Genomic DNA, 13,031 nt, shown 5'->3' on the forward strand with positions numbered 1-13,031 from the left:
ACCCTGTAAGAACCGTCCCCATGATCCCATGGTCCTTCATGGTCCCTGTCCTTACACGCCCCGCTTATTTCCCCAAAGAAGTGCATGCAATTGTGGTAATACTTTTACATCATTCAATTGAGGGTCCGAAACCACACAATTGACTAACCACTCATATTTCAAGAGTAGTTTTTGAATCAATTCATTATTATTAAAATTCGTAATATCATCGTTCCCAACCTGGAGATAAAAAGGAATATCTGCGTATCGGCTATGAACCTTTTTCGCATACTCAAGATCGGCTTCATCAAAGATGACGACTTTTAGACTCACTTGATGTTTAAAATCATTGTCGTTTAAATTTTGAAAAATAGAATCTAATATTTCGAAATTGGTTACCATGTTAGAGCTCGGCGGCTTTGGTGAAATGGTCAGTTCATTGACGTTTAGGAACCAGTCCTGCCATCTGCTTCCTTGTGTTTCGATGCCAATTTTGATGTCTTTTTCTTTTAATAAATCGATAAACACATCTAAGTTTTTCAATAGCGCCGGATTTCCCCCTGAGATCGTCACAAACGAGAAATTGTCCCCACCGACTCTTTTTAATTCATCCCAAATTTCTTCAGCGGTCATTTGCTGAATATCCTCTTTGGCACTGCCATCCCATGTAAAGGCAGAATCACACCAGCTGCATGAATAATCACAGCCGGCTGTCCGAACAAACATCGTCTTTTGACCAATGACCATGCCTTCTCCTTGAATGGTTGGGCCAAAAATTTCTAATACAGGAATCTTACTCATTCCTCCATCCACTCCCTTCTCGCTTCTGCGTAGCTTGTTGGGGTTTCAAACAGACGGACAAATTCCACTCTTGCACCATGATATTGGTTCCTACGTTCTTCTGTTGCTAAGGCATCTTTCATTTTCTCATATATCCAGACAACCATGTTTTCGGCTGTTGTATTCATCGATGGAAGGGTTTCGTTTAGGTATTGATGATCAAGATAGATTTCGATTTCATTTTTCCAAATGTCTTTAATATCGCCAAAGTCGATCATTAAGCCGCGTTCATCAACAAAACCACTTAATCCAAAAATAACTCTGTACGTATGGCCGTGCAAATTCTTGCATTTCCCTTCATAGCAATGCAAGTGGTGTGAAGCATCAAAGGTAAATTCCTTGCTCACTAGCACACGTTTCGAATGATATTTTAATTGATGAGGTTGAATGTCCTCATTTATTTTTTGAAGTTTATCGACGATTCTGAAACCCATCGTTTAAAACCTCCCATTAAGAAAGTCATCAAGCCCTCTTTTTCTTAAGACGCAAGCTGGACACTCTCCACATCCATCCGAAATCACACCATTGTAACAGGTTAATGTTTTTTCACGAACAAATTCAAACGCTCCTAATTCATCTGCCATGGCCCATGTTTCACCTTTGTTTAACCACATTAATGGTGTATGAATTACAAAATTATCGTCCATCGATAGATTCAAGGTGACATTAAGTGATTTAATAAAAATATCGCGACAATCTGGGTACCCGCTGAAATCTGTTTCGCAAACACCAGTGACTAAATGCTTGGCACCGATCTGACGTGCTAAAACACCTGCGAAGGTTAGGAATAACAGATTACGACCTGGCACAAATGTAGACGGCAGTTCCCCTTCGCCGCCATCAGTCACCTCAATATCTGAACGTGTTAACGCATTAGGGGCTAGTTGATTTAATAATGACATATCTAAAATATGGTGTTTCACACCAAGTTCTTTGGCTATATTTTTGGCACATACAATTTCTAAACTATGCCGTTGATTGTAATCAAATGTAACTACTTCTACTTCTTTAAATTGCTTTAATGCCCAAAATAAACATGTGGTGCTGTCTTGTCCACCACTAAACACAACAATTGCCTTTTCGTTTTTCAACATGTATATCGAATACTTCCTTTCAAATAGAAAAAAACAGCACCCCAAGATAGAAGTGCTGCTTCATCTTAGTTTTTTTAATGTGGGGGGCTAGAACCACTTTCGCAAAATGCGAACTATATAATTTTAAATGACTAAATGATTATAAACCATTTTTTCAATTTTTTCACCTATTTGTGCACATTTTTAGAATCAATGACTTGAAGTATTAACGAAGTCACCAGCATAATTCTTCCTGCCAGCAGCGTGGTAGTCACCAATCAGTGGAGTTCCTCTTGGTGAGAAAGGGTTCAATCGTTACTTCTTTTGTTACTTCGGGTACTTCTTGCTCATTTTTTGCGTTGATTATTAAATCTAGTGCCACCCTGCCAAGTTTTTCGTAATCATGGTTAATCGAGGTAAGGCTCGGCGTCAAGATATCTGCGACAAACGAATCATCATAGCCTACAAAGGCAAATTTCTTGGGATTGATCTGTTGCTGATTGCACGCAACTAAAGCTCCGGAGGCAATCATATCATTCATACAAATAATGGCCGTTGGCAGCTCCTTGTTTTCTAACAGCATGTTCATCGCTTTTTGTCCGCTTCCTACCGAAAAACCACTGTAAATATGCCATTCAGGATGATAAACTAGACCATTGTCCACCAGGTTCTGCCTGAATCCCTCTACTTTTATATCGGTTGAAGTGATCCCCTGTTTTCCTCCCAGCAAGCCAATTTTTTTGTGCCCCATTTCGACTAAATGCTCGACAATCATCTTCATACCCAACAGCTCATCGGATTTCACTTTATAACAATCGACACCGTCCATCTCTCCGTTGACCATCAAAATAGGGATCTTTTTCATAACCTCTTGCACCTCAGCGGCATCTTCCGCATCCGTTAACGATTTATTAATCCGGCCGCCCATCATGATGATCCCTTCGACCTGGCGTTCCGAGAGAACCTTTAGGTAAACGGACTCCATCTCGCTATCGTTCATAGAATTACATAAGAATATCGTATATCCCTTTTTTTGAGCGTATTTCTCCAATTTCATGCAGAAGCTTGAAAAGAATGGATTCGTGATGTCTGGCAAAATCAGCCCGATCATCTTTGTTTCTTTTTTTGATAAACTTCTTGCAATACTGTTTGGCTGAAAATTATATTCCTGTATTTTCGCCAGCACCTTCTCTTTTGTTTTTTTGCTGACTGGATAATTGCCATTTAGGACCCGCGATACAGTTGCCGGAGATACATTTGTGGCTTTGGCAATATCATAGATGGTAAACGTTTTTTTGTCCAACTGAAGCCCCCCTTCTTAGAGATATAAACCTAAATATAGTAATCGGTTTTATCTTAAGTATCTTTCTTCCAATTGTAATCTATTTTAATAGAAAGATGGTAGTCGATAGGGTGAACGTGAAGGCGGGGGAAAAAATGGCAATAAAAAGTCATAGTTGTGGACTACTGCATCCTCAACTATGACCAATTGGATTATCTAAATTTAACCGTATAGGTTTCAGTCCGGAGCCCATCCTCCGATTTTACTGTGATCACAGCAGCGTCCTCTACTTCAGATACCTGATAAGAGGCAAATAGGTCGTTGGTTACTGCAGTAACAACAGGAGAATTCGATGCTTTTTCCTTCACATCATAAGTAAATTGGTCAGGTTGGAAATCCTTTAGCGGCTTCCCATCGATTAAGATGCTCTCAAGTGTTGCATCATCGCCAATGCTTGGTTCAGCCTTCGTGACATCTCCTTTTCCAAATACCTCAATTTCCGAAATCGCAATGCATGTATTCGGCATCGCTTTCATCACCACTCGGACCTTCGATGTGGTTACTGGTGCAAAATTCACCGTTAAGTCCTTTTTCGCATTCACATCTAATTGGGTACCATCGATGGCCTTCCATTCGGTACCATCCCAGTACTCAAGCTGTAGGGATGCTGGTGGTCTCGTTCCACCCCCATCATCATAAAAATGCAAATCGAGTGTAGAAATCGTATCTTCACTCCCAAAATCAATTGCTACCCAATCTTCTGACCTCCAGCTGTTTGGATCCCAATTCGTCCAGCGAATGGAAGAGATTTCACCATCGTTAACATTTTCGGCTTTATCATACTGTCCTGTAAAGGAAGCGGTTGCCTTTGGAAACTCCTGATCAGAGCCTGGAAGGTTTAAGGCAATGTTCTGCAATGCCGGTTTGGTGACTTGCACATTGGCAGTTAATTTAACCGGACTATACGGAATCGAGCCTTTTACGGTAAATTTGGCAAGCGTTTCATACTTGCTTGGGTCAATTGTTTCCCAATTCACACGTACGTTTCCTTCTGTACCGATTTTAAGTTTAGCAGGAACAAATTCAGGCAGTTCCGGCGCTTTACCTGGAACAGTTTTCACTTTAATTGGTTCGACACTTTCCACTTTGCTGACGGTAACATTGGCAACTGCTGGGATGTTCGTTCCTTCTACCGTGCCCTTCACGGTAAAAAAGGTTTCCCTGTCATATTGATCAGGTACAATCGGCTCCCATTGGACCGCTTTTTGCACTTTTATCCCGTCACCGTAAATAGCAGTTATCTCCTGTGGCAGTTCCGGTGCGATTTTTTTCTTCGTGACAACGACATTGGCAGGCTCAATTTCTACAATTCCGGACTTGTCGATTTTCCAACTCTGATTCTTTCCAGCATTCGCTGACCAGACGTCCACACCAGCATCTTCTTTTGTTGACGCGCCGCCAACTTCCAGCAGCTGACCGTTTGCTGCGTTAATGAAAGTGTATTGCTGATTGCCTGAGGTGGATAACATCCACTTTTGGCTGACAGTGTTTTGATAGGTTTGTTCCACAGCGGACCCATTTTCTACACCAATTACTTTGCCACTGTTGGTGTCGACGATTTTATATAATTCCTTGGAGCTGTATCCATTGGTCACTTTTTGAAGGCTCCATTGCTGGCTCGCTTTATCGCGGTCATAGGATTTTTGCACAATCTTGCCATCCTGAGTGATATCCAGGACCTTTCCACTATTTAGATTGCTAATTTTGTATTTATCATGATTATTTAAGAATCCGGCATCCTTGTTGACTCCAGAAACACCGGATACGACGAATGTTGTAATCGATTGTGCGGGAACCACCGCTGCTAATTTTTCATCCTTTACCTTGATGTCTTCTTTTTTCTGCAAATTATCGGTGGCCGATGTTACATATGGCGTTGCCGATGCTGTACCATTTATCGTTTCAAATCCAGATAAGTCTAAGTTGACTACTTTTTGTTCCGCAGTTGAATTGGTATAAACGACGACAACGGAGTCATCTTTCGCATCAATGGCGGCCAAGGTATTTTGGTTGTTTGTGTTGATAAACTGGTCGCCAGGGCGGATAAATTTACTGTAGTTGCCCACTGCGTAGTATTTTTTATTTTTGTATATTTTAAAATTGCTGAAATCCTTTGCGGCAAAATCAACCTGAATCAAACCCCAGTTGCCATTTTCATGCTCAGGCCTCATGTTTACTTCATCTTCAACTGCTTGCCAAAGCACCCATGCTTCCGGCTCGAGCTGCTGGATATCCGCCTGGATTCTTTCTGATATAGCAATCCCTGGCTTGATGTCCTCATGATTCTGGCCGCCGACACTTAGGTCAACCTCGGACATCCATAGTTTTTTCCCCGCACCCTTGGCAATATCTCTGGCACCATTTCTTTCTCCCGTTCCGTACGTATGTACATTCAACTGTCCAATATTATTGCGGGTTTCCGTATTGTAGGCATCCCAATTGGATCGGAATTTTGATGGATTGGTTTCGTCCATTGCCGAGACAACGGTATTCAAACCTTTTTCGGTTAATTGTGTTTTCACCTCATTAATCATTTTCGCTTGTGATGCCGGTGCCCAGTGTGATCCTTCCTGTCTGCCTTTGGCTCCCCAATAGTTAGTATTGGGTTCATTTACCGGTGAAAGCGTTTTAAATTTAATCCCTGTTTCTTGCTGTAAATGGTCCACAACTCCCGTTAAATAGCTGGCAAAATTCGTGTATTGATCAGGCTTCAGGTTATCTTTGTTTGCATCCCAGTTTCCGGATACGTATCCACTTTGCGTCATAAAGTATGGTGCCGAATTTGAAAAGGCTTCAAACGTATCAGCCCCTCTAGACTTAGCTGCTTTCAGCCACCATTGCTGGTTGGCATCAGCGCTCCAGTTCCAATGGTCAGGGTTTTTAGGGTCCCACCAATTCTTCGGCTCTGTCCAGCCTGCTGTGTTACCATTGGGCGGTCCAAATTCGGCCGGCCGATTCCAATAACCTGGGACTGCTCCGCCAAGACGCATGTACGGAGTGGTCTCTGGTGAATCACCACCGCCTATATTATATCGAGCAATATTAAAATTAAGTCCATCCTTGCCATAAAGGGCATCGGCTAATTGATTTTTTACTTCATCCGGCCAGCCTCCCGTAATATTAGCAAACCATACAAGTGCTGTTCCCCAGCCATCAAATGGTGCCTGTTGATAACTTGGGTCTAATTTCACCTTCTCTGTTACAGTGTTCGATTGGGCTTCTTCGGCGGCAATTGCTACAGGTGCTGCAGGTGCGAGCAAACTTAGGGTAAGGGCCGTGGCCGAACCGCATGTTAAAATCTTTTTAGCCATTTGTTTAAAATTAGCTTTTACCATGTTAATCCCCCTTTTACTATTTTCCTAGATTGAGACAGTTACTTTTATGATTACCTCCTAAATTTGTTGGTATAGAAACCGGTTTCTATACTAACGAAAAAAAATATATCTAGTAGTTTTGTATGAATAAATTTTAAGTAAGGATACGTGCTGTTATTTTTTCAAATAGAAACCGGTTTCTATTTGAAATAGATGTCTGTTAATTCTGAATACTTATCTTGAGTATTAATATAAAATTTGCCATGGATGCTGTCAATATGAAAGGATAATTTTAGTTCATTGTTCCTATATAAAATAGGACTTAGGGACTACAAAGACATTTGCTTAATATAAAAAAAGAAACAGAAGAACTCTCCTCTGCTCCTTAAACATTTATTTTTCTTTCTCCAATTTCCTTAAGACCAGCACGGATGAGCAGGAAGACAACTACCCATGAAGCTAGCATTAGAAAAATCTGTCCGAAGGGGAACATTCCTGTTATAGGAGTGTCCCATAATGCATGCATCAGAACCACTAAGATAAAGACGCGTAAAAACCTAAAGCGGAATAGCATGTTAAGATTAAATGGATGGTCTCCTTGTACTCTACAGAATGCTGCACCAGTCAGTGCTGCCCAGGCAATATGGCCGCCGGGTGCAAAGATCCCTCTCCATAGGATCGTGTTGTAGAGAGTTGCACCATCCCCAGAAAGCAGTGCCCTTAGAGCATATCCAGCTGTTTCAAACGCGGCAAAACCGGCTCCAACTGCAGCACCAATAAGAAGGCCGTTTAGAATATATCTATATTTTCGGTATCGAACAAACGTAATGACCGTAATTGCTTTGGCAAGTTCCTCAGCAATTCCAATCGTTATCGGATTGATATTGTTTTTCAATATATCGAAAAATACAAGTGCGACTAACATGGAGAGAATCCCACCGATCATCACGACGTATATCACTCGATAAAAGGCAATATTTTGCGGAGCATTCATCTCCCAGAAGAAGATTAACGTTGTAAACGGAACAGCAAAAGCACCAACAATAATGAGTCCGGGTATAAAGTTCACATTTCTAAAATAGCTCACACCTATATAAAAGCCTACGAATGCAAGAAGCGAAATGATGAATACCCTTGCAAAAAGCCATGGTTTTGGCCAGGTGTCCTTCACTTCCGAAATTTTTGGTGTCGTAAGCGCAGTTCCTACGATAAACAGCCGGTCCGCTTCCAGTTCGCTATGATTATGGAAAACACGCGAAAATATGTTTTGAAATTTTGGTTCAATCGATCGTTGGAATCTTGGGACCATATCAACGTAATGGGCAAACTCATAAAAAAAGCTATTTTCATTCTCTTGTGTGTTATTTTTAATAAACTTTTCTCCGCAGCTTAAGCAGAATTTCACACCATCTGGATTGGTAAAAACACATTGCGGGCATTTCAAAAAACTTCACCCCTCTTGGTTAGCAAAAACATCCTCAAATAGAGGATGCCCAATAATAGGTAAATTATTTGAATACAAGTTCTATCCACAAAAATCCGCTGACCTGCCAAGGCAAGTCACCGGTTACCTGTGCAGTTAGAGAATATCCTTTTTCAACGAGCTTTTAATCAGCTTCATTTCTCCTTTTTTAGGGATGAATTCACTGATGTTTTCGTATTTTTCTTCCCTTTTTAAATGGTTTTGGTCCTGGGCCATATATTCCTTAAAGGAGCAGCAAAAGAGTTTACGGGCAACTCTTCCTTTATCACCAATGAGGTTGAACCAATTTTGCCCAACATAAAATGGATTCGTTACTTTTTTATCAATGAGATCATTAATACGATCCTTTTCTTCCCCTGTATTAAATTTTGTTTTAGAAGAAAGGGCCAAGATAAAATAGTTTTTATACTTATCAAATTCTAGTAATTGAAGATGGTACTTCTCACGCTCCATTTGATTGAAATCCCTCAGAACTATTTTGATACTTTTTTCAACATCAATTTCAAATTTACTTGCATCTTTCCAGGTCGATAAACGGGAATCAAAAATGGACAGTGTTAGTATATAATAGGCTTCAAAATTTTTGGGATCAAATACTTCATTTCCAACATGCTTTTCATCTACCGGTACAACAATATAGTTTTTATAATCAGCAAAGAAATTTTCATTCATATCGGATACCCTCTTTCATATCTTGATAGAATTGATGAATAATTCGAAATTATATAGAATATATTCCTTTATTTAAATCAAAAATCCTGCTAATTCTTTCAAAATTCCTCACCTTTCATGGTTTTTAATTATATAGTCCCATAATAGAATGAATAATTTGTCGTGTATTCGAAATGCAGCCTTAATGATATCGAATTTTTGCTTAAGATTTTCGTCATAAAAAAATGGCTCAGTACAGTGAATACTAAGCCATTTTTATTTTATTGTTTTAAAGCTTCTACATCATGTATGGAGCTCTCATTCCCAGTTAGAGTAGTTACACTACAAACTATGCTAACACCTTACATATTTGCGTTTGAAACCAAGTTTCCCTCGATCAATTTCCTTTTGAATATTTTCGGAAGCAAGCAGAATACTGCTTTTTTTCTTGTCCCGCTTGATTTCTACTGGGCCTACTGCCTTTGCAGTTTCAACCGCCTTATCATGGAGCGGCAAATAGGAAATTCCGACTGTATAGATAAAATTATTCATAGCGGATTTTGTTCGTTCAGGAGAATCGTGAATCATATTTTCCACCTGATCAAGCATACTGGCAATCTTGCTGGCGCTAAATTCACTATCCGGTCGATTACCCAAAAGCCAGCAGTAACAGCTCCAGCCTGCCGACATTTTAAGTTCTTCACCACTTGCAATCCATTTATCGGCAACATCTTGCGCAATATCAGTTTCAGCCAACGTTACAGCAACCACATAATCGGAAAGCATATAAAAATACGCCCCATCCATCCAACGCTCAAAATCAGCCTCAGTCATTACCATTGGGTCCGCAATGATGCCTGCAAAATACATGGCATCGTAGTTCCCGGTGGCGTAAAGCTGATCGGCTAAAGGCTGATTTTTCTTGATTTTCTTTGCGAGCGGCCTCATGGCACCTGTAGCTACCCCAAAAACCGGCTCGTGTGCACCATTGCTTATGTAAGTCTTTTTCATTCGTTCCTTGCTAAGCGTTTCGAGTTCCTGCATAACCATTTCGAAATCCATCGTTTTGCCCTTCCTTCCTTTTCATCCATTAAAATGAACTATCCTACTTTTTATCCTTTTGATCATGCAAATCAATTACACCATTTTAATAAATTTTACTATGAATTAAGCGAAGTGAATAGAGTAAGGCTACTAGTATGTGTTTTTAGATTAAAAAAGGACACCTGTATACTTCGCAAAAAACACCACAATTCAAAATTTTGGTTAAACATAGATGGTTAGAAAAACAACCGTAGGCAGTTGACAGAAAATCTCTGTCGCAAGGTTAAAAAATGAGCAAAAACAGCCAGTTCGATAAACTGGCTGTCTTTAAAACGAAAAATGTGAATCATTCCAGTCTTGCCTATTAAACAAGCAAGGCCGATTGGCCCTGCTTGTTATTTGACAATTACTTTTCCAGCCATACCTTCCTGGAAATGGTACCTACATATCAGTTCATATGTACCGGGACTATTCGGTTTCACGGTAATGGTTTTTTCTTTTCCCGGCTGGACTTCGGTGTCTATACTGAGCTTTTCCACTGTGAAGGTGTGTTCTTTCTTACCTTGGTTTTTCAAAATCAGTGTTGTCGTAATTCCATTCGGAATCGTGATGACTCTCGGATTAAAGGAATCATCGAGCAACTCGACCTCTATCGCTTTCACTGTCTCAACAGGCTGTGTTACGACGCCGGATTCAGCGAATACATCGAGTGAGCCTGGAGTTGTCATCACAACAATCATCGCAAACATAACGACCAATCCAGTTAACCACTTTTTCACATACATTCTCAATCCCTCCTTTCCTAAGCACTATTGTTTTCCAATTCATAAAATATTATCACTATAAATTGGGTTACAATACTTCAATTAGTAAATCTTTTATCTGAAACATCGACAAAGAAAAAAGATCGACGCTAATGACGATCTTCTACAATATGTTTCCAGTCTAGTTGTTCTTCGTAATCCTAATACACCAGCATATATACATTAATTTACTATGGAGTTTTTCTTTTTTACACTTAATAAATTGTTTCTATTCAATTTGATATTTAATTTTTCGGAACCCAAGAGCATTATTGCAATAAAACCTGCAATGACAAATGGGAAGATTCCAATTGACGAGTGTACTGCAATGAAACCAAGAAGAGGCGGCAGGAACGTACTACCTGTATAAGCAATGGCCATTTGATACCCCATGATTGTTTGGGAATGTTCCTGCCCAAATCGTGTTGGCGTTTCATGCAACATACACGGAAATATCGGTGCCAATCCTAATCCAACCATAATAAAGCCGACAAGCGAGAAAGTGGAAGGCAAAGGTAGGAGTAGGAATGCGGCACCAGTTAATGCTATTATTTGCCCCACCCGAATAAGCATACGGTTACTCATTTTCAAGGTAATAAAGCCTGTAATAAATCTTCCGATTGTGATACCCGCGTAATACAAGGAAACCCACTTTGCCGCTGCATCTACGGATAATTCTTTAACATTTATCAGGAAACTACTTCCCCAAAGTCCCATAGTTGACTCTGCACCACAATAAAACAAGAAAGATATCAAAGCTAGCTTAACTCCCCTAATTTGCAAAGGTTTTCGATTTTTAGCTTCTGCTCCATATAATCCATCATCTGTATTTTCTGTCTTATTAGTTGAGTTCACAATGCTGTTTCCTCTAACCTTATTCCATAAAGGCAAAGTGAAGAAAAGAATGACAACTAATGCAAACTGCAGACCAGCGATGGCAAGATACCCGTTTCTCCAAGAATGTTGCCCTGAAATAAACTGAGCCATAATTACGGGACCAAGTGTAGCCCCAACTCCCCAAAAACAATGAAGCCAACTCATGTGGTGTGCTTTGTAATGTGTCGCTACATAATTGTTTAATCCCGAATCAACGGCACCTGCACCTAATCCAAGTGGTATGGCACAAATAAATAGCCAAAAAAGCGAAGGAGCAAAATAAAACCCAAGCAGTGCTCCTGCAGTCATTAAACAACTGAAAAATGTGACAATGCCAGTTCCGAAGCGTTTAAGTACAACTCCACTAGCAAAACTGGAAATGATCGTTCCCCCAGCGATTGTCATAAAAAGCAATCCGGCTGTCTCAAAGTGAGCTCCAAGTTCCGATTGCATCAAAGACCATGACACTCCCAACAATGAATCAGGTAAACCCAAGCTGATAAAAGCCATGAAGATAATTACTAAAAAGAATGTAGCCAATATAACCCCGCCTTTAAATTTTTATAATAGGTATTGATTTGTCTTAGTTGTTTATTCTGGTGATCATGAGATCAAGACCAAGACTTTGTAATCCAAATAAATAATCTTGTTTCCAATCACTCATTATCAGTTCTGGAAGATGCTCTGCTGGAATATACTTTGCACTTCGGTCTAAAATTTGGTCTAGGATAAATTGGTTGACTTCATCATCGCAAAAAATAATGGTATAAGGATTAATAATAGATACAAAGGAAGCTACTAATCTGCTAATGGCGTCAATCTCATATTCCTCACATATAAATGCTCCCTTAGTCCTTTTTTCATTTTGCAAAGCCTGGCCAAAGTTTTGGTTATCGTACTGTGGAACAAATGACACCTCTCCTGAAAAATTAGTACTGCCTCGTACCACGACTCCATTGACCATAATTCCAGCACCTGGACCATTTTGACCTGAATATAAATAAACAAGGGATTTATCTTTCTTATTTCCCTTACTATCGTGATATCCAAGCACCGCCGCATTCATATCGTTCTCGATTACAACAGGTATTGAGAAACGACTTTCCAAATATCCCTTCAAATCTAAGTTTTGAAGGTGTTCATACCCTGGTATATAAATAATCCGTCCATTATCTACGGAACCAGGTACACCAATGGATACACAACTTATTTTTGGATATTTCTCCCTTATCTCTTCAACACAGTAGATTAATAATCGTAAATCTATATCTACTAAGAGACTTGAGGTTTTTCCAACATCCTTCACTTCACCTAAACAGTTAAAGACAATATAATTTGTCTCTGTCCTCTCTAAAAAGATTGCCAAACCTAACATATACTCTGGATTATATGTATATCTTTTTGCCCTTCTTCCTCCACTCGAATCATCAAGACCGACTGAAATCAGTTCACCATCCTTTTCCATCTGGGTTAAGAATTTACTTATGGTAGGAAAACTAATTCCTAATTTATCGCTAAGTTCAACTTTTGTTGCACTCCCAAGTTCTAAAAGAGATTTACGAATACCGCGAAGGATTTCCTTCCCTATCGATTTTGGAGTCGTGTTCATAAGGGTCACCGCCTATT

The 13,031-nt window shown here is 39.8% G+C and carries 11 protein-coding genes; all 11 read right to left on the reverse strand.

The window, feature by feature from the left end:
- Window positions 1-51 precede the first annotated feature (51 nt).
- Window positions 52-780: a 7-carboxy-7-deazaguanine synthase QueE gene (queE, locus tag COE25_RS20030; protein WP_088087172.1), complete on the reverse strand. Its 729-nt coding sequence runs from the start codon at window positions 778-780 to the stop codon at window positions 52-54.
- The gene (gene queD, locus COE25_RS20035; protein WP_088087171.1) at window positions 777-1,253 is read right to left on the reverse strand and encodes a 6-carboxytetrahydropterin synthase QueD; all 477 of its coding nucleotides are present in this window, start codon (window positions 1,251-1,253) and stop codon (window positions 777-779) included. Before queD ends, queE begins: the two co-directional genes overlap by 4 nt.
- A gap of 3 nt (window positions 1,254-1,256) precedes the next feature.
- Entirely contained in the window at window positions 1,257-1,910 is a 654-nt protein-coding gene (gene queC / locus COE25_RS20040; RefSeq protein ID WP_098934037.1) for a 7-cyano-7-deazaguanine synthase QueC, read from the reverse strand.
- A 253-nt stretch (window positions 1,911-2,163) separates the two neighbouring features.
- Window positions 2,164-3,195 (reverse strand): LacI family DNA-binding transcriptional regulator, encoded by a 1,032-nt coding sequence (locus COE25_RS20045; protein WP_098933858.1) that lies wholly within the window; start codon window positions 3,193-3,195, stop codon window positions 2,164-2,166.
- Window positions 3,196-3,386: 191 nt separating this feature from the next.
- Window positions 3,387-6,569 carry a glycoside hydrolase gene (locus COE25_RS20050; RefSeq protein ID WP_098933859.1) on the reverse strand — a complete coding sequence of 1,061 codons (3,183 nt, stop codon included), beginning with the start codon at window positions 6,567-6,569 and terminating at the stop codon, window positions 3,387-3,389.
- 364 nt (window positions 6,570-6,933) lie between these two features.
- Window positions 6,934-7,992, reverse strand: a complete 1,059-nt coding sequence (locus COE25_RS20055) for a PrsW family glutamic-type intramembrane protease (RefSeq protein ID WP_098933860.1) — start codon at window positions 7,990-7,992, stop codon at window positions 6,934-6,936.
- Window positions 7,993-8,127: 135 nt separating this feature from the next.
- On the reverse strand, window positions 8,128-8,703 hold the full coding sequence (locus COE25_RS20060; protein WP_098933861.1) for a hypothetical protein: 576 nt from the start codon (window positions 8,701-8,703) through the stop codon (window positions 8,128-8,130).
- Between the two features lie 333 nt (window positions 8,704-9,036).
- Window positions 9,037-9,744: a DNA alkylation repair protein gene (locus COE25_RS20065; protein ID WP_098933862.1), complete on the reverse strand. Its 708-nt coding sequence runs from the start codon at window positions 9,742-9,744 to the stop codon at window positions 9,037-9,039.
- Window positions 9,745-10,121: 377 nt separating this feature from the next.
- Window positions 10,122-10,511 carry a cupredoxin domain-containing protein gene (locus COE25_RS20070; protein WP_098933863.1) on the reverse strand — a complete coding sequence of 130 codons (390 nt, stop codon included), beginning with the start codon at window positions 10,509-10,511 and terminating at the stop codon, window positions 10,122-10,124.
- A gap of 201 nt (window positions 10,512-10,712) precedes the next feature.
- Window positions 10,713-11,945 carry an MFS transporter gene (locus COE25_RS20075; RefSeq protein ID WP_098933864.1) on the reverse strand — a complete coding sequence of 411 codons (1,233 nt, stop codon included), beginning with the start codon at window positions 11,943-11,945 and terminating at the stop codon, window positions 10,713-10,715.
- Window positions 11,946-11,988: 43 nt separating this feature from the next.
- Window positions 11,989-13,014 carry an ROK family transcriptional regulator gene (locus COE25_RS20080; RefSeq protein WP_098933865.1) on the reverse strand — a complete coding sequence of 342 codons (1,026 nt, stop codon included), beginning with the start codon at window positions 13,012-13,014 and terminating at the stop codon, window positions 11,989-11,991.
- Window positions 13,015-13,031 lie beyond the last annotated feature (17 nt).

The organism is Bacillus sp. AFS031507, from assembly GCF_002584635.1.
GTDB lineage: Bacteria > Bacillota > Bacilli > Bacillales > Cytobacillaceae > Neobacillus.